This is a genomic window from Bacteroides sp. GD17 (genome assembly GCF_038448625.1).
In the GTDB taxonomy this organism is placed as follows: domain Bacteria; phylum Bacteroidota; class Bacteroidia; order Bacteroidales; family Bacteroidaceae; genus Bacteroides.
The window spans coordinates 67,403-84,842 of sequence record NZ_JBCEZS010000007.1 but is presented as its reverse complement, the minus strand read 5'-3'; the positions used below and the strand labels follow the sequence as shown (position 1 = coordinate 84,842).

The 17,440-nt window shown below is 42.5% G+C and carries 17 protein-coding genes and 1 pseudogene; all 18 read right to left on the bottom strand.

What is annotated here, in order from left to right:
• Positions 1–134: 134 nt before the first annotated feature.
• Positions 135–557, bottom strand: a complete 423-nt coding sequence (locus AAE250_RS12840) for a BT0820 family HAD-type phosphatase (protein ID WP_294600389.1) — start codon at positions 555–557, stop codon at positions 135–137.
• The gene (locus tag AAE250_RS12835) at positions 557–1,870 is read right to left on the bottom strand and encodes a carboxypeptidase-like regulatory domain-containing protein (protein WP_294600387.1); all 1,314 of its coding nucleotides are present in this window, start codon (positions 1,868–1,870) and stop codon (positions 557–559) included. Before AAE250_RS12835 ends, AAE250_RS12840 begins: the two co-directional genes overlap by 1 nt.
• Positions 1,871–1,911: 41 nt before the next feature.
• Positions 1,912–3,198: a YjbH domain-containing protein gene (locus AAE250_RS12830; RefSeq protein ID WP_446715755.1), complete on the bottom strand. Its 1,287-nt coding sequence runs from the start codon at positions 3,196–3,198 to the stop codon at positions 1,912–1,914.
• Positions 3,176–3,871: a YjbH domain-containing protein gene (locus tag AAE250_RS12825; protein ID WP_294600383.1), complete on the bottom strand. Its 696-nt coding sequence runs from the start codon at positions 3,869–3,871 to the stop codon at positions 3,176–3,178. The genes AAE250_RS12830 and AAE250_RS12825 overlap by 23 nt, the downstream gene beginning before the upstream one ends.
• Entirely contained in the window at positions 3,868–4,929 is a 1,062-nt protein-coding gene (gene gmd, locus AAE250_RS12820) for a GDP-mannose 4,6-dehydratase (RefSeq protein ID WP_294600381.1), read from the bottom strand. The genes AAE250_RS12825 and gmd (AAE250_RS12820) overlap by 4 nt, the downstream gene beginning before the upstream one ends.
• Positions 4,930–4,962: 33 nt before the next feature.
• A complete protein-coding gene (locus tag AAE250_RS12815; protein WP_294600379.1) occupies positions 4,963–5,682 on the bottom strand; it encodes a WecB/TagA/CpsF family glycosyltransferase in 720 nt (239 codons plus the stop codon).
• 188 nt (positions 5,683–5,870) lie between these two features.
• The gene (locus AAE250_RS12810; RefSeq protein ID WP_294600378.1) at positions 5,871–6,254 is read right to left on the bottom strand and encodes a hypothetical protein; all 384 of its coding nucleotides are present in this window, start codon (positions 6,252–6,254) and stop codon (positions 5,871–5,873) included.
• 125 nt (positions 6,255–6,379) lie between these two features.
• On the bottom strand, positions 6,380–7,585 hold the full coding sequence (locus AAE250_RS12805; protein WP_294600376.1) for an AAA family ATPase: 1,206 nt from the start codon (positions 7,583–7,585) through the stop codon (positions 6,380–6,382).
• A pseudogene (locus tag AAE250_RS12800) lies at positions 7,567–7,890 on the bottom strand (hypothetical protein); the annotation flags it as partial. The gene AAE250_RS12805 and the pseudogene AAE250_RS12800, both read right to left, overlap by 19 nt.
• A gap of 5 nt (positions 7,891–7,895) precedes the next feature.
• Complete coding sequence (gmd, locus tag AAE250_RS12795) at positions 7,896–8,987, bottom strand: GDP-mannose 4,6-dehydratase (protein ID WP_294600374.1); 1,092 nt, start codon at positions 8,985–8,987, stop codon at positions 7,896–7,898.
• 102 nt (positions 8,988–9,089) lie between these two features.
• The gene (locus tag AAE250_RS12790) at positions 9,090–10,193 is read right to left on the bottom strand and encodes a glycosyltransferase family 4 protein (protein ID WP_294600373.1); all 1,104 of its coding nucleotides are present in this window, start codon (positions 10,191–10,193) and stop codon (positions 9,090–9,092) included.
• A gap of 6 nt (positions 10,194–10,199) precedes the next feature.
• On the bottom strand, positions 10,200–11,111 hold the full coding sequence (locus AAE250_RS12785) for a phosphotransferase (protein WP_294600371.1): 912 nt from the start codon (positions 11,109–11,111) through the stop codon (positions 10,200–10,202).
• Entirely contained in the window at positions 11,108–12,328 is a 1,221-nt protein-coding gene (locus AAE250_RS12780; protein WP_294600369.1) for a glycosyltransferase family 4 protein, read from the bottom strand. Before AAE250_RS12780 ends, AAE250_RS12785 begins: the two co-directional genes overlap by 4 nt.
• Positions 12,328–13,002, bottom strand: a complete 675-nt coding sequence (locus AAE250_RS12775) for a hypothetical protein (RefSeq protein ID WP_294600367.1) — start codon at positions 13,000–13,002, stop codon at positions 12,328–12,330. The genes AAE250_RS12780 and AAE250_RS12775 overlap by 1 nt, the downstream gene beginning before the upstream one ends.
• A 663-nt stretch (positions 13,003–13,665) precedes the next feature.
• Entirely contained in the window at positions 13,666–14,178 is a 513-nt protein-coding gene (locus tag AAE250_RS12770; RefSeq protein ID WP_294600364.1) for an acyltransferase, read from the bottom strand.
• 6 nt (positions 14,179–14,184) lie between these two features.
• Positions 14,185–15,324, bottom strand: a complete 1,140-nt coding sequence (locus AAE250_RS12765) for a glycosyltransferase family 4 protein (RefSeq protein WP_294600360.1) — start codon at positions 15,322–15,324, stop codon at positions 14,185–14,187.
• On the bottom strand, positions 15,321–16,391 hold the full coding sequence (locus tag AAE250_RS12760) for a hypothetical protein (RefSeq protein WP_294600357.1): 1,071 nt from the start codon (positions 16,389–16,391) through the stop codon (positions 15,321–15,323). The genes AAE250_RS12765 and AAE250_RS12760 overlap by 4 nt, the downstream gene beginning before the upstream one ends.
• Complete coding sequence (locus AAE250_RS12755; RefSeq protein WP_294600353.1) at positions 16,388–17,440, bottom strand: acyltransferase family protein; 1,053 nt, start codon at positions 17,438–17,440, stop codon at positions 16,388–16,390. Before AAE250_RS12755 ends, AAE250_RS12760 begins: the two co-directional genes overlap by 4 nt.

The window sequence follows — 17,440 nt, the reverse complement described above, 5'->3', positions numbered from 1 at the left end:
TTAATGTACCCTAAAAAAACAATCTCTCTACCTTATATAAAAACTAATTTCTCTATTACTTCTTATTGATGATGCAAAGTTAGAAGGTTCTTGCGGGTTATGATTTGACATAAGTCAAAAAACGTATTTCATCGTTATTTTTTCAACCATTTCCAGATATTTTTTTTCTTTTCTGTTACAGACTCTTTATTCTCACAATATAAGTCTTCGAATGTCAGCTTCTTCTGTACCATACGGTAGATGTTTCCCCAGTCGGGCAGGCCGCCCAGATTGCGGTCATCAATGAAGATGTCTGCTTTTAATTTACGCGAAAAACCATTGTGCGTCGTGTCTTCTTCCGGATAATCCCGGTTGACGGCATAGAACTCCAGTCCTCGCTCTCTACACCATTCTACGGCTTCTTGCAGCAGTTCACCTTCACGCACGGTCCATAGAATCAGTTTGTGCCGTTCCTTTATCAACATCTTCAGCGTAGCGACGGCAAAAGGAATTTCTTCTCCTATTTGTGGGTATCGGTGTTCTACGATGGTGCCGTCAAAGTCAATGGCTATGGTCATTAGTTCTGGGTTCCTGTTCCACCACCGGAGTGCTGGCTGATAGGTTCATTGGCATACTCTTCGGTATAGCCGACATAGCATAACAGTTTGACTGCTACTTGCTTCTTCTCTCCCTTTACAATGATGTTGAAAGTATACGTTTTGGCTTGAGTCTTTGCTTTACTACCAAACCGCAATGCATGGTTACCGCTGATGCTTGCATTCAATTCTTTGGTTACACTGTAAGTTCCTTCTTTACCTTCACCGGCTATAATGTATTTTTGAATGGAAGCTGCCAAGTCGGTCGAAGCACCGGCGGCGCTCAGCGCCTCGGTCGGATTGGTTGTGTATTGCCAGCCGCAGATGGTTTCAACAGTCAGCTTTACGTTTTGTGCACTGTATTCTCTATTTTCAAACTTTACTACGCCGTTTTGCCCGTTTATCTTATTGTAGCTTCCTGTTTGCACACCTTCAGCTTTTTTCTGATACTGTACTTTAGCCGAGTATTTTCCCGAGATGGTTTCGCCTTGGGGAATGGTGATTATATAACTATTGTTCTTGAATGTAACATCTCCGAATCGTGTAGCAGCTCTTGTCACGGTGTTATCTTTCTGTGCCTCCATAAAGTCTGTATCGAAGTAGCTTTCATCACTTTCGTCAGCTGTATTGGGGATACTGATTTCAATGTCGCTTTTAGCTTTGGCGTCTGTCGGAGTTGTCTGTATAGCAACGTTACTGATAGAAGTTGTTTCTTTTTGTTCTGTTAGAGGTGCATCTTCCGCTTTAGCTGCCTGTGCTTCTTCATATACTACGGCAGCAACGGTTGTTCCTGTTTCTGCAGCACCGCTCGGAATACTGATGGTTGCTTCCGGTTCTTCACTTTCGGACTCCTGATTCGGAGTTTCTATAACGACGTCTTCGTTTTCTTTGACCTCGGCAGATGCTCCTTTACTTATGTCGATGGCTTTGGCCATTTTCACATTCAGAGTAGCCTGCGTGCGGTTGGCAGCGTTGCCGGCAATTGAAATTTGATCCTCATACGCTTCCAGCCCGTTTGCCGAAAATTTCACCGTATAAGTACCGGTTTCTGTTACAGTCAGCGAATAAACACCACTACCATCTGTTGTGGTACTGTTTGTGCTGTTGATTTCCACTTTAGCTCCCGATACGGCACCATTGGCATCGACTACTGTACCCACAATGTAATATTCCGTCTTGGTTTCCAGTGGGTCCTCTACAATCTCATTTTCTTTGTCATCTTTGTGACAACCGGTCAGGCTGAAGATTATTGCAAATAGCAACAAACTTCCTAAAAACATACTTTTCTTTTTCATATACTTCGTTATTAAATAAAACAAATGCAATAATTTTATATTCAACTTGATTTCTTTCTTTGTAACTCCCGGATCAGGAAATACCGGATATAGTCCGGTTGGTAAAACCCGCTGCTTCGGTTTTCACCGGGACGTACATTATAACTGCCGCCCATCTTTTCTTCTATGTATTTGCCATCTGCTATCATACTGTACGACCATGCAAAGTAATCGGAGGGCTTTACCCTGACAAATCCTTTCCGGCTCCACTTCTTTCCCGGCAGGGGAATGGCAAAGTGGAATCCTCCGTTTATCTCCCCATCTGTATAGATACCGTACAAACCTATGGCATATTCTCCGAAATGTCTGGTGCAATCGCCTCTCACTCCATAGTCGCCATACACATATCGGCTTGCCTTCAAGTCGAATTGCAAGTTGGTGTGCGGTTCGTAGAGCGATGTCGTGACGGAGGCATTGATGCGTTGTCTTCTGCTTACGTACCATCCTTCGTCCGAGGTTACTGCCGAGAATCCCGTGGAACCGATGGAAGCTCCGAATTCCATGCGCCCGTTGTTGTTTCGGTATTTCATTTCCAGTTGGGCGCCGATGCGGTTGTTGGTGAAGTTGCCTACGGTTAATCTTCCGAAGAAGTTGTGTCTTAACCGTACATCTTGAGACAAGACAATCACGCCCGGTCTTACCCGCTTCATTTCTCCACTCAGATTGGTAGCTACAGGTAGAACTACCTGAGCTGTCAGCCGACCTCCTTTCCATAATGCCATTTCTATGGCGGGATTCAGGTTTATGGCATAAGTGTACAATTCGTCGAATGTGTTATTTTCCAGAAACAGATCCGGATACACTACAATATCCATTTTCCAGGCAGAAGATGCTTTTTCCTTACCTGCTTCTTTTAATGCCTCCATAGCCCGGTCTGTATCTACGGTAATGCCCATTTGCTGATATACTTGTGCCAGGCTGATTTCTTCGTGTCTGTAAGCTTTGATCAGAGTGTCCGGCAGGCTGATACACAGTCTCGGTATCTGATTTTCTAACACTACCAGTTGCAGATTGCCTTCCGTTTTACTTTGCAGACAAGCCTCAATCGCCTTACCTACACCACGATATGTTCCTCTATATACATTGTCTTCAAAGCTTACGGTGGTTATATCCGATGTTTGTATACATCGTATATTTTCCATGCCGATAGCTTTCAGATTCTCTGTTACTTGTGCACGAATCGTCGGAAAGCTACAGCAGCATAATATAAAAAGAATACATTTCAAACGATATCTCCTCTCAGAGTATATATAGTTTATCTTCTTCTCAGTGTATAAGCCTGCATTCATACCGTATTCCTCCCGATATACAATTAAATTCTCTTGTAAATACATGTATGGAGACGTGTTTCCATATCCTGGCAGTGCCTCCTATGTTGAAGCCGTCCGAGTCGTATTCAGCCATAACAGCTACTTCTCTGCAGAAAGCAGGAGAGTAGCTGATTCCTCCGAACGGTCCGTCTTGTATACTGTGACTGTTCAGTGGAAAGTAATACCCTGCTGTCAGTGCAAGGCGGTCTCCCTTGGCTATTGAGAAACTTTTGGTCAGCACTCCGTATGCGGTGGCAAAGTAATTGGTTCCGGTGTCCTTAAAAGGATCGTTCGCTCCTATTACTATCGATGGGTAATATCGTCCTTCCTTTAACGGCCGGATGCGTGCTGTCATGGAACGGTCCTGCTGATAATAGCCCTCCTTACCGTCATACCGTTTACTTTTCAGTAGAGTACATCGGTAGCTCAATTCCAGAAACGACAGGAATGTTACGTTAACGAAGTAATTTCCGGTGTTGAAACTGAACGGTGTCATGCCATTGGGAAGATAACTCCCTCCTCCCATAAAGGTACCGGTTTCCTGCATGTCTGCTGTCGGGATGTTCAGCAGGCCGGTGTTACCCATTGAGTATTGGGCTTGTGCTGTTAGGGTACAGCAAAGCAGGGAGAGAAGTATGTACCACTTTCTCATAACCTTTTCACAAACTTCATGTCGTGTGCCACCATGATCTTCACTAATTCCTCAAAGGAAGTTTTACGCGGATTCCAGCCAAGCAGTGTCCGGGCTTTGGTCGGGTCTCCCAGTAATTGTTCCACTTCGGCAGGGCGGAAATATTTCGGATCGACCTCTACCAATACTCTACCGGTTTTCGGATCAATACCTTTTTCATCTACTCCTTCACCTTCCCATTGCAACTCTACACCGGTTTCTCTGAAAGCAAGTGTGGCGAAATCGCGCACGGTATGATACTCACCGGTAGCTATCACAAAATCTTCCGGGGTGTCATGTTGAAGAATCAGCCACATACATTCCACGTAATCCTTGGCATATCCCCAGTCACGAAGTGAATTCAGATTTCCCAAGTACAATTTATCTTGATATCCTTGGGCTATACGTGCTGCGGCCAGCGTAATTTTGCGTGTCACGAAGTTTTCTCCGCGTCGCTCGCTTTCATGATTGAATAAAATGCCGTTTACGGCAAACATACCATAACTCTCACGATAGTTCTTCGTTATCCAGAAACCGTATTGTTTGGCTACTCCATACGGGCTGCGTGGGTAGAACGGCGTCGTTTCTTTCTGAGGCACTTCCTGCACCAAGCCGAACAGTTCTGAGGTAGAAGCCTGATAAATCTTCGTTTTCTTCTCCAACCCCAGGATGCGAACAGCTTCCAGTATACGCAATGTACCTACGGCATCTGCTTCTGCTGTATACTCCGGTACGTCGAACGATACTTTTACGTGGCTTTGTGCTGCCAGATTATAGATTTCGTCCGGTTGTATTTGCTGGATAATGCGGATTAACGAACTGCTATCTGTCATATCTCCATAATGCAGGTTGACGAGGCGGTTCTTTTTCATATCCCGCACCCACTCATCCAGATAAAGATGTTCTATACGTCCGGTATTGAACGATGATGAACGGCGCAATATACCGTGCACTTCATATCCTTTTTCGATTAAAAACTCGGCCAGGAAAGAACCGTCCTGGCCAGTGATGCCCGAAATCAATGCTACCTTTTTATTCATGATTTTTTTCTTTGAATCAGTTTGTTATTAGTATCAAGATGTAAATTTCTCTTTAGCAATATTCCATAAGAACAGGCTGTTGCCGATGATATATCTCTTCCACATTCTTTTGGGTTCCTTTATCAGCCTGTATAGCCATTCCAGTCCGTGCTCCTGCCACCACAAAGGAGCTCGCTCTATATTCTCGGCAAAGAAATCGAATACGGCTCCAATGGTCCCGACAGGTCCGTTCACTTCCAATTCCTTTAAATGTGCATAAGCCCATTTCTCTTGCTTGGGTGCGGTCATGCCAATCCAGAGCAGATCCGGCTGTATGCGGTTCACGGCAGCTATCATTTGTCGGTTATCATTTTCTGTAAATTCCGGTTTATAGGGTGGGGAATAGGTTTCTATCAGGATGTTGGGATATAACCGTACAGCTTTCACTTTTATTTTTCTTAGAGTATCATCGCTGCTTCCCAGAAAGAAGCAGGTTCCTCCTTTCCGGTTCAGCTTATTCATTTCGTGCAAAAACAGATCCCATCCGGCGATACGTTCTATCTTTTCGTGTCTCAGGAGTCTGAAAGCCAATACAATGCTTGCCCCGTCCGGGATTAATGCGTCTCCTTTCAGTAAAGCTTCTGCAAAGGCAGGATCTTTTAATGCGGTGTTGTACGAATGTGCATTGATTGTATTAATCAGTAGTTTGCCTTCGGGCAATGAGTCAAGTTCCCTTTTGTGCTTCAGAAGAGAAACAGTTTTTAATTTCAGCATGTATAGAGAAGTAATTTTTGTCAGTAGAGTACGCTACGCTGTCGCCTGTCACATGGAAAGGTATTGGGAACAGGCATATAGCTTTTGTCGGAAATATGTGGCAAATTTATGGAATGTGTATGTTATAAACAAGGAAAAACGAGGGAAATGTAATTTAGCTATACTTTTTTGTTGTTATATAAGGTGGCTTATCCTATAATTTTATCTTGTGTTACAGAATATTCCATCCGTTTACTTTTTTGAATTACCTCAATGTTGGCAACTCTATTTCTCCAATTTTTTTTCAGCGTGATTACTTCTTTACGGAATGTTCCATTATCTTTGGGATATGTAGTGAAAACAATGCAGCAGCGCATATCTTTATTGGCGATGATCCCTGCTTTATAAAATACTTGCATTGTTGCATCAATTTGCGTCAATGCATGTTTTATGTCAGTGCCTTTCAATTCGACAAAAAAGAATTTTTGTTTATTACAGATGAATAAAAAGTCACATTTGTTGCTCTGCGTATCATTAATGATACTTCCGTCTATCTTATGTTTTTCAACCTCCTCTATTTTTGCGTCCTTCAAAATAAAAATCCTTTTATTCTCTTCAGCAGAAAAACGTGCAGTACATTTGCATTTGCATATAGATAGTTTTTCTAATAATGACAGATTTGCCGGTAATACTATATTTTCAAAGCACTTGCACGCCATTATAATAAATTGCTAAGTTCATTAAATATATACGATGTCTTTTCTGAAGCTTCATCTAAATACTCGGCTCCTACGCTTCGTGTTTCTACATCCCTGATATTTTTTACAGATCCCTCTTTATCGAAGTAGTAGGAAGCTACATCGCTGAAGTTTACCAAAGACTCTGTCGGCAATAAAGTTTTCAGTTTCTCTATAATCCCATTATTTTGTTCATGTTTGGAATAGGCGTCTTGTCCCATAATCAAGTCATCTACAGCAGTCAATATATATGGACTGTGTGTCGTTATTACAATCTTATTGTTCGTTGTGACTATCTTTCCCATAATCCAATTAATGAGTTCTAATTGGACAGAAGGGTATAGGTTTAATTCCGGTTCTTCTATTAGAATCAGGTTATTGCTATCACTCTTGCTGTTATCTTCCAATACTACCCAAAGAGGTAATACAGAAAGGATACCGCTTGATGCTTGTTTCAGACTAATATTTGTTTGGTCGTTCATGGTGATGCTGTCATCCTCTTTAGAGAAATTCACCTTGATATTCAGTATATCAATATCAGTTTCTTTTCTTTTTTTTCTTGCCTTTTCATAAAGAGAACCGAAGCGGGATATGCATTGAGGTATTGTAGCACCTGCTTCCAGCAATGAAAAAATGCTATTGGAGAAAGTTGATATTAATATTCTCTCGGCCGGGATATAAATGGGTGATTGAATTCTATGCGAGCTGGCAATATTTAGTTCTGCCAGACTTGCATATAAATGATCTAATAGATTTGTTTTTTTATCTTGTTGATAATAAGCTTCTACTTGTTTTATGGCATCAGCGAAATCAATATTATCTTTTTTTTGTTTGATGAATTGTTCAATGAATATTTGTGGATTTTCACTGTATCTGAAGAGTTCGGCATCTTTATTATTGGTTTGTAGAGTCTGCCGACCGATTTTCCAGAAATACTCATCTTGTTCAAAAAAGATTTCAGTGTCTTCTTTGAATTCAAAGTTTATGTCATACTCTGTCAGTAATTGTCTGAAACTCTCAAAATCCCCATCCGGTATGGTCAGCACATCTGTACTGTTGAATATTGCCAGCAATTTAGCTGCTGTACTTTTCCCTGTAGAAGTATATCCTATGAACAGATTTACTTTGTTGAGATTGAAGTCAGCCTTCTTGATTGCACCAAAATTCTTTATTCTGAGAGTAGCCATATATGAATCCTATTTTTGTAAGGCAAAGATAAACATAAATTTGAAATAGAATATGTATTTACGTTTTTTAGTTTGTAAGCGAAGTGTATTTCTACCTTATGATGCCACCCCAGACAGTGTAGTTTAGTTACATCAGTCAGTTTGCGCAGTGTACCGTCCGGTTTCGAAGCATTCCAGCGTAGCTCACCTTTAAACCCTATTTCTTTTGCGATCTTTTCGGCCACTTCCTTTATGCTGATTTCTTTTCCCGTGCCCACATTGATGTGACAATTACGTATGTCCTTGTTCCCCGGAATATAAGTATCATTTGTTATTTGTCATTCTCAGCTAAAGTCTTCATGAGCAGTTTCTTTACAAACTTCATGTCATGAGCTACCATTATCCTCACTAGTTCTTCGAAGGAAGTTTTACGCGGATTCCACTTCAGTAATGTCTTGGCTTTGGTTGGGTCGCCCAGCAACTGTTCTACTTCCGACGGGCGGAAAAACTTTTGATCTACCTCTACCAGTACTTTTCCGGTTTTCGTGTCGATGCCTTTTTCGTCTACGCCTTCACCTTCCCAATGCAGTTCTATTCCCGCTTCTTTGAAGGCAAGCGTGGCAAAGTCGCGTACCGTATGGTATTCTCCGGTAGCAATCACAAAATCCTCCGGGGTATCATGTTGCAAAATCAGCCACATACATTCCACATAATCTTTGGCATATCCCCAGTCACGTAAGGAATTCATGTTGCCCAAGTACAATTTGTCTTGCAATCCTTGTGCGATTCGTGCTGCTGCCAGTGTTATTTTGCGAGTTACGAATGTTTCGCCGCGCCGCTCACTTTCATGGTTGAAGAGGATACCGTTTACGGCAAACATGTTATAACTTTCGCGGTAGTTCTTTGTAATCCAAAAGCCGTATTGCTTAGCTACCCCGTACGGGCTTCGCGGATAAAATGGGGTCGTTTCCTTTTGTGGTACTTCCTGCACCAACCCGAACAGTTCCGAAGTAGAGGCCTGATAAATACGCGTATTCTTCTCCATGCCCAAGATGCGCACAGCTTCTAGCATACGGAGTGTGCCCACTGCATCCGCTTCGGCCGTATATTCTGGTACGTCGAACGACACTTTCACATGACTCTGGGCTGCCAGATTATAAATTTCATCCGGTTGCACCTCCTGTATAATGCGAATCAGCGAACTACTGTCCGTCATATCTCCATAATGCAAATTTACCAAACGATCCTTTTTCATGTCGCGCACCCACTCGTCCAGATACAAATGCTCTATACGTCCGGTATTGAACGATGATGAACGGCGCATAATGCCATGTACTTCATAACCTTTTTCAATTAAAAACTCTGCCAGGAACGAGCCATCCTGGCCTGTAATACCTGAAATCAATGCTACCTTTTTATTCATGATTTTTTTTCTTTTAATCAGTTTATTATTAATGTGTAAATCTCTCTTGGTGCAGCTATCCCAGTCCGTGCCACTGAATAATATTTGCTTTTCCCGAGAAAATTATGTCGAAGTGGCACAATCTTCTAAGATATCTTTCATTCGCTTCTCAAACTTATCTAGTGTAAATTCTTTTTTAAATTTTTCTTTTCCGGCTTTCCCCATGGCAATACATTGTTCAGGATGTTCTATCAAGTACTCTATTTTTCGGGCAATCTCTTCTGGTGAATGCTTTTGTACGATGTATCCGTTTTTTCCGTTTTCTATGATATCCGGTATTCCGCCCTCATTCGTGCTGATGCAAGGAAGTGCATGCTCCATGGCTTCCAACAGAACTAAGCCAAATGTTTCATAGAGTGTAGGAAATATAAAAATATCTGCCTTTTCGAAATATCTTTGTTTTTCTTTTCCATATTTCTGTCCTTGATATACTACCATACAATTCAATTTGCGCTTTTCCACTTCTTCCTTGAAGCGTGTTGCATCTATCTCAGCTGTTTCGCTGCCTACAAACTCGCTCAAAAACAAGTACCCTTTCTCCTTCAAGATGCGGCAAGCATCGAGCAGTACCAGTACCCCCTTACTCACTAGCAGGTTACTAAGGAATAGCAGACGGGGAATGCTGTTGTACCTCCGTGCCATCGGTTCTGCTTGCGGTGTTTCTGGGATGCCGTTGGGGCATATATATACCTTGCTGTAGGGGACATACTTTTTAATATCATTGTAGAGAGTTTCTGCCAAAAGTATCACCTTCAGCTCCTTGAAGAACCGGTGGTAGAGCCAGTTGTCCAAAGAACGGTCTTGATGGGTGGATACTCCCTTGTTGTGATAGTGTACCACCACCTTTTGCCCCATGACCTTGAGCAACTGTACCACCACGAAGTCTTTGTAAAACGCTCCTCCACAGGCATTTGGCGTGACATATACCAGCTGGGGATGTATTATGCATACTGTTTTCACGATCTTGTTCAGCAGCTTTACAAACTTCCATAATTTGTATATCCCTCCTTTACCGATGTCTTGTAGACTCTTAGCGGTGGTGAGGTTGATATAATTGCAACTAAAGCTCTTATTGATGAGCTGACTATCGTGTATGTATTGTCCCATCATGGCTGCGCCATGCACGGGTGGGGGGAGGTGGAGAATGAAAAGAATAGTAGGTCTCATGCTATTTTACGATAGAATGTTTGCTAATAGGTGATATTGGGTGTATGCAGTGTGGTTGCCTTTGCCCTCTTCGTAGAGAGCCTTCTCTGTGGCAAATGCCTTGAGGTAGGGCAGATAGCAGTCTATGTCACACGCCGCAAAGTAATGCTCTATCAGTGTGTTGTGGCGGTCTATAGCTTGTAGCAGTTCGATGTCAGGAGCAAACAGTAGTGACACTTGGCAAATGTATGTAAAGAGGTCAAATCCCAGTGGGCGGTCTTTGGCCAGTTCCCAGTCTATGAGCTTCATGTGGTTTTCTTGCATCAAGATATTCCAAGGGCAGAAGTCGCCGTGTGCCAGCGCAAGTTTTAGTCCATAGTCGTCAATGTGAGCGGCTGTAAGGTGATGCTCCTTCAGCTGTAAGCATAGTTCGACAATGGGCATCGTGAGTTCTGTAGTCTCTGGCCGTTTTCCCTCTACGAATTCCGCTTTCAGATAGACATACTCCGGGCATATTTTGTAGTCTAAGAGTTGAGGTGTGAGGGAGCTGTCTTTCAACAGACGGTAGATTTCAATTTCGTTGTAAGTTAAGACTTTGGCCACTGGTTTCTGTGAGAATTTGGCGAAGAACGGCGTGTTGTTACTATTGTCATATCCTAAGATGGATATTTTTTGTTCCACTCCTGGGCTACCCATATTGAACGCCATCAGGCAGTCTGTGCCGTCCGCCTCCTTTATTTGGCGATGGGGGAAAGGCAGTTGTTCTTCGTTCACGGCTGTCAGTACCCTCACTATACTACATTTCTTGAACAAGGTCCAATAAATTTTAGATAGCTTGCCGCCGTAGGCACTGTAGAGGCCGTACATGTATTGCTGGTGGGCTTGTAGGGTGGGAAAGTAGTAGGAGGTGGTGAAAGTTTTAAATCGGAAGTAGGTCATAATTGGTGTGCTATTTGTTGATAGATATTGCTTATCTGTACTGCTTTTTCTTCCCAAGCGAAGTCCGTAGAGCGTTTCAAGGCGCCTTGGGCCAATCGCATGCGCTCTGTCTCATTATGGTAGAGACTTTCTATGGTTTGGGCTATGTCGGTGACGACTTGCTGCTTGGAGTGGATGTCTATTTTGATGCCACAACCATTAGTGACGATGTTGGAGAAGCCTAAATGATTTAGGGTAATGATTGGCAATCCTAAAGAAAGAGCTTCCAGCAATACAGTTGATGTAGCATCCGAAAGGCTGGTTATGACAAACAGATGGGATTCTTGCATTATTTGCAATGCCTTTTCTCTTGCTACCCATCCATGCCAATGTACATTTTTTAATTGCGACTTCTCGGCCAATCTTTTCCATTTAGCGGTACAAAATCCTTCTCCTATCACGTGTAGTTCTATTTCGTTTTTTAGCGGACATACTGCCAAAGCCTCCAGCAGAAGGTTCAGTGATTTTCTAGGAATGTGCAGTCCCGACCAACATACTTTTAGCTTACCCGCTCTATTTGCTATATTTGTGGACTGTGGCATCGGGGTAAACCCCACTTCTGGAATCACTACTCCTGTCTTGTTCCATAGTCTTTTCAGAGCATCTGCATCGTCTCTCGTGGCGCAGATCACCATTTTGCTTTTTGTTACAGCCTCCTTCACCCGTTTAGAGAAGTGCATCTGATATAGGTTTATTAAGTTGCGGAAGCCATAAAATAAGATGCCATATACACCCATTGATGGCAACAACCTCCAAGGGGTAATGTTAAATCCTCCCATAGGCCCCCATATCAGCGGTTTTCCTATTTCATGCAGATATCCAGGTTCTCTATATCCCACCATATTCAATTGGTGAACCACATCGAAGTTCTCTTTCTTATCCAATGTCTTGGCCAGTGCTAGCACCTTCTTTTGCCAAACTTTGTAAAACCAATAATACGATGGCGGCCATATTTTCCGTATTTTTTTATGCCGTTTTTTCTCTATAAAATAGAAATGATAGAACGGTTTCTCCTTTGGATGTTCCTCGAAGTATCGGTTCAGGTCAGGTTGAAACTTGCTTTCGGTGATGATGTGCAGTTCGTGCAGGCGACACAGACATTTCACGAAGTTCCATCCCATTCCCGGTTCACTGCCTTTGTAAGGCGAACAAGCGTAACAGTTTACGAGTATCTTCATTATAACTTTGTGTTTTTAAATCGGGGAATCATCATTTTCACAATGGCCTCCATGGTGGCGATGATGCTCTCTTGTGGAGTAGTTGTAGTGTCTATCCACACTGCTTTACGCCGACTGTGGCAGAACTTTTGCAGTATGCGTGTCTGTCGGGTCACCTCTTTGAGGCTCGTCTCCGGCTTGCGGCTGTATATTTTTTGCGGATCACCACCCAGACAGAGTATGATGTCTGGTGTGGGTACCAGGCATTCACCCAAACGCAATATCCAATGAGGTAACGAGGTGCGGCTTCGTCGCTGGTCTATATAATAGTCGTAGTAGTAGCGGTCGAAGATAAATACTTTCGACTTGGTGCGTATCTGTGGAAATACTGACTTTATATATCCCAAAGTGTAATCTAACAAGTAATATCCCCAACGAAATATCGAGCCCACCGGTCCTGATGGTTTCTGTGCATGCGGGTTGGTCACTACTATCGGCTTGTCTGTCTTCGCTTTTCTTCCTAGCAGCACACCTAACTCCGGCAGCACGTTAGGGCGGAGGTGGTTGTAGATTACGCTTTTATGAAATGCTTCGTTGATAATGGGAGTGATGGCGTTAATAATGGTGCTCTTACCGCTGCCGTCTGTTCCAAGTACAACTATTACATAGCCTGGCCTTTGGAACACACGTTTCATCTTTTTGATTCTATTGAAATTAACACTCTTTTTAACGATTGATTTTTTAGCTAGTTGACATAAGACAGACATCTGTTTAGTGATATCTTCCTTTTGAATGGCATTGTAGAATCTTTCAATAAAAAGAGGAGTAAATAGTGGACATTGAATTTGCAAATATTCCTTTTGATATACATTTTTGTTTGCATATATAGGCATGATGTATTTGTCGTCGCATCTTTCATTATTTATTATCTCTTTCAAAAATGCTATAATATTTGCATAACAATCATCTAATATTTTTATATCCTTGTAATAAGCGAGGTTTGTTTCAATAGACTTTTCCGTTATCATGACATTGTTCTGATAATAGATATTGCCTTTGAAAATGTCTATTTGGCATCCTTCATTTTCATTCAAATAGCAAACCTTAGGGCAATGTGTATCAATTAAGTACGATACCAAATGACTATTTGTTTCATCCTTCACCTTTTCTAAAATAGCAAAGAGATGGGGAGTATCCTTGGTTGATACCCATAAATCAATGTCACTCCCTCCGCTATGCTTAGGAAGAGACTGGTAATTGCGGAGCACACAATATTCTATATCTTCCTTAATGAGCTGGGAAAAAAGATTGCTTATGAAACTATTCTCTTTCATATTGATAAATCCTCTCTCTTTATGTTATTCTCTGATTTTTAATACTTTTGCGGGGACCCCTCCTAATATGCAATTGTCTGGGAATGAATGCGTAACAACGGCATTTGCCCCCACTATGCAATGGTTGCCTAGATGCACGCCTGGCAGAATCACTACTCTTGTGCCTATCCAGCAGTCGTTGCCTATGGTGATTTCTTTTTCGTATCCTGCTTGGCGGTTGATGGGAGTAAAGAGGTCAGAGTAACCGTGGCTGGTGGCCATCATCACTACGTCAGGCCCCATCACACAGTCGTCGCCAATGCTGATGGTACCAGTGAGTCGAGCATTTTGTCCTAATTGGCTGCGGTTACCTACTGTGAGGCGGTCGCCTTTGCCAAAGTAACAACCGTTTTTCACAATGACACCGATGCCACACTGTTTGAGTAACTTTTGAGCAATAAGTCGCCTTAGATAGTAACCTATCTTATATCCCGGCATGGGGTGCATGGGGATATATTGTAACAAGGCATAATACAAAAATAGATAAAGCTGTCTCATTATTTCTTATTTTTTACAAGTTTTTATTATTACATCATACACCCTTCTTGCACTATTCTCCGCATTGAAAGGAGCTTCTTTCTCTACGGAGTGTGCACCCATCTTGGCTAAGTCTTGGTGGTGGAAATAATCCAGACATAGCCGGATGGAGTGGGGGTCTAAGGGGTTGAACACATAACCGTTATCTTGATCTATTAGTTCGGGGTGGCAACCGTTGTATTGGCTGCACGCTATGGGGAGGCCGCATGCCATGGCTTCGGGTACCACGAGGCTCCAGTTATCTTCCAGCGTGGGAATAATATATACATCTGCTATGTCATAATAAATCCCTATCTGGTCATATTCTATCCGACCTACAAAGTGGATGGAGGGGTGGGTGAACTCTTTTTGATATTCCTCCATCTTATCGCCTGTCCCCACTATTACCAAATGGTCGTGCGGATGCTTAGTGAGATGCTCGTTCCAAACTTTGAGTAGATAAATTAAACCTTTTCGTTCAATGAGCATTCCTGTGAACAAGAAGCTTAATCCTTTGCTATTGAGATTCAGCTTTTGTCGGAGGTATTGCTTGGCAGCTTCACTGGTGTGTGCTATATTCTCTTTCAGTCCTTGACTGTCGGCGTTCATGCCTCCAATGAATATCTTATTCTCTTTGATGCCTATTGACTGTAGGTACTTCTTGCATTCTGCTCCATTCACTAAGTAGCCAGTTACGAAATGGTCGGTTAACTTACGGTGTAGCGTTTTTACCCATGGGTTGTTCTTCTCGGTATGTAGGGTGCGCTCATAGCCTATATATACCGGTATTTTCTTTTGTGTGGCGTATGTTATCACAAATGGTGTCCACTGCCCAAATCCTTCGGTAATTAGCGCATCGGGGTTTATTTGGGCAATGGTGCGTATCAGTCCACGGGTAAGCGAGAGGCATATCAGCTTGGTATAATAAAACTTCTCGTTGATGAAGGGAATGGCATGTTGCCCCATCTTCACGGGTATGTCGTTTTTCAGTTTCTGGAAGCGGATGTCGTTTTCGTAACGGCGCTCTGAATAGAGCACATAGAAGTTGTTGTCTAACAGCCGATTCAGTTCCATGTAGAACGGGATGCGGTAGGCGGCAAATATGGGATTGCAATATAATACTTTCATAAATCTTGGCTTTTAAGGTTTAAGAAGTGAATCACTCTTTCTTTATACTCCTTCTGCTTGTGTAGATAGGTTTCGATGTGTGCTGTGTATTGTCTGTAGATGGTCTCATTTAGTACCAGGTCAGGAGAGAGGTGGCGGATGTCATCATAGAGATATCCTACCTGCTCGTCCTCGATAAATCTTAGCGCATTGCACCGACGACCCACCACAGGTGTATAGTTGAACAGCGTGTCCAGCACCACACCGCTGCTGCGGTTGCTATAAACCCCTTGGTAGTTGAGAATACAGTAGCGTGATTGGCGTATGTAGCGGTGATAATCGTCGTCGGATACAAACTCTATGTGTAGCTCTATGTTTTCATGTTCTTTGGCTATTTGCCGCAGGGCGTGGGCGTAGGCGGTGTCGTGGGTGTTGCCGGCTATTAATAACCGATGACCAGTGTTGCCCAACCATTCAGCGGCTTCCAACACCCCCTTGTCCGGCCAAATGCTGCCCACTATGGCAAAATCGTACTTTTTTTCAAAGTATGAGGTAGAGACCATTAGCCGATCATAGTGAGGGTAGATGTAGTCTGTCACTTCACAGTATGGCCTGTCGTATGCTTGGCCTATGCGACTGTTGGGGCAGATTATTCCTTTAATTTTTTTTTTAGCCAAGTTGTAGATCCACCGTTTGATAGGCGATGAGAGAGACTCTTCGCTATATTGAATGCAATGGATGTTGTTCCACTTCTTGGCAAACAAGGCTATCCCCACAAAGGTGGTTACTGCGCCCGACATCTGCAACACAATCACATCCTTGGGAGTAGTTATGCCGAACAGATAGTGGCAGTTCATTAATACCCTCCACTTGTTGCGAATGGCGCTCTTGCTATTTACGGAGTCGTAAGGCAGAGCAAGCAAGTCCTCTTCCTCGAAGTTGATTTTATAGACAGGCCCGCCTCCCACTAGCACAAGGCACACATCTTGATAGAGATCCAGATAGTTTTGTGCCAAAGCAAAATAGTGACCAGTACAATGCCCTTTATTGTTATTACTTTTCACGTCTGCTATAATTAGTCTTTTCATTTATTTTTGATGCTTTGAAATTTATTTTTGATATTTTTGTATAACAAGTCGTATAAGTATGCTATTCCTAGCGAGGCTGTGATGGAAGCTACAAAACAAGCTACGTTGTAAGGGAAATATAGGTATGCCCATTGATAATCTAAGCTACTGCACCACAAAGAATGGAAAATGGAGTCGAACAAGTAGCCTATCAAATAAATGTTTAGCGAAAGTGCGGCTATTTTGTTGACCACCATCCTGCCACGATTTCCCATTGAGAAGTCTTTGAGTAGCAAGAATAACGCCACTGCCAGCACCAGATAGACTAAACTGTCGTGTCCTCCGTAAAAATAAAGGTAGCATTTGTTTCCTGTCACTATATTCATTAACGATTCTCCTACGACTATTGTAGCTATTACTGTTATTAAATGATTTCTTTTGAGTTTCCATTGTACTGAGCGGATGTAATGCCCTATCAAATAAAAAGTGACGGGGAAAGCTATTATCCAGTAGTCAGGAAGAATGTTATTTCCATTTCTGTTGGTGAATGCAGGCAGCGAGGTAAGGGCAATGAACGTTAAGATAGCTATTTCGATGCCCGATAGTTGTTTCTTTTTCTCTCCTATTTTATAATTTATATTGGCATATTTAAGACCTGTAATCATGGCATTGATGAGCGGTGTCATAAAGAACAGTCCTATCCACATGTTGATGTACCACCCGTTTTCGGTGGCGTGATAGGAGAGTAGTTTCTGCATATAATTTCCTATACTATAGCTTTTTCCATCGAAGAATCTTACGCCGAAATAGCACAAAGTACCCAATACAACATAGGCTATCATAATGTCAATACAACGTTTCCACTTACCGTGTACATAGTAGTCTTCCACTGTTTTACTTCCATTAAGGTATCCTGTTAACAGCAGAAACAAGGGCACGCCCGCTTTGCCCAACACCACGAAGATGTCTTGCAGTGGGCCTATGTTTTTGCATAAGTTGTGGTTGAGCATCACTAGGAGAATAGCAAATGTGCGAATGAGGTTTAAAGCGGGGAAGAGTGAGGTATTCAT

Bases quoted from the DNA above. Each gene is read 5' to 3' on its own strand.
- AAE250_RS12840 (WP_294600389.1), bottom strand. From the start codon at position 557: ATGACCATAGCCATTGACTTTGACGGCACCATCGTAGAACACCGATAC.
- AAE250_RS12835 (WP_294600387.1), bottom strand. From the start codon at position 1,870: ATGAAAAAGAAAAGTATGTTTTTAGGAAGTTTGTTGCTATTTGCAATA.
- AAE250_RS12830 (WP_446715755.1), bottom strand. From the start codon at position 3,198: ATGAATGCAGGCTTATACACTGAGAAGAAGATAAACTATATATACTCT.
- AAE250_RS12825 (WP_294600383.1), bottom strand. From the start codon at position 3,871: ATGAGAAAGTGGTACATACTTCTCTCCCTGCTTTGCTGTACCCTAACA.
- gmd (WP_294600381.1), bottom strand. From the start codon at position 4,929: ATGAATAAAAAGGTAGCATTGATTTCGGGCATCACTGGCCAGGACGGT.
- AAE250_RS12815 (WP_294600379.1), bottom strand. From the start codon at position 5,682: ATGCTGAAATTAAAAACTGTTTCTCTTCTGAAGCACAAAAGGGAACTT.
- AAE250_RS12805 (WP_294600376.1), bottom strand. From the start codon at position 7,585: ATGGCTACTCTCAGAATAAAGAATTTTGGTGCAATCAAGAAGGCTGAC.
- gmd (WP_294600374.1), bottom strand. From the start codon at position 8,987: ATGAATAAAAAGGTAGCATTGATTTCAGGTATTACAGGCCAGGATGGC.
- AAE250_RS12790 (WP_294600373.1), bottom strand. From the start codon at position 10,193: ATGAGACCTACTATTCTTTTCATTCTCCACCTCCCCCCACCCGTGCAT.
- AAE250_RS12785 (WP_294600371.1), bottom strand. From the start codon at position 11,111: ATGACCTACTTCCGATTTAAAACTTTCACCACCTCCTACTACTTTCCC.
- AAE250_RS12780 (WP_294600369.1), bottom strand. From the start codon at position 12,328: ATGAAGATACTCGTAAACTGTTACGCTTGTTCGCCTTACAAAGGCAGT.
- AAE250_RS12775 (WP_294600367.1), bottom strand. From the start codon at position 13,002: ATGAAACGTGTGTTCCAAAGGCCAGGCTATGTAATAGTTGTACTTGGA.
- AAE250_RS12770 (WP_294600364.1), bottom strand. From the start codon at position 14,178: ATGAGACAGCTTTATCTATTTTTGTATTATGCCTTGTTACAATATATC.
- AAE250_RS12765 (WP_294600360.1), bottom strand. From the start codon at position 15,324: ATGAAAGTATTATATTGCAATCCCATATTTGCCGCCTACCGCATCCCG.
- AAE250_RS12760 (WP_294600357.1), bottom strand. From the start codon at position 16,391: ATGAAAAGACTAATTATAGCAGACGTGAAAAGTAATAACAATAAAGGG.
- AAE250_RS12755 (WP_294600353.1), bottom strand. From the start codon at position 17,440: ATGAATACCTCACTCTTCCCCGCTTTAAACCTCATTCGCACATTTGCT.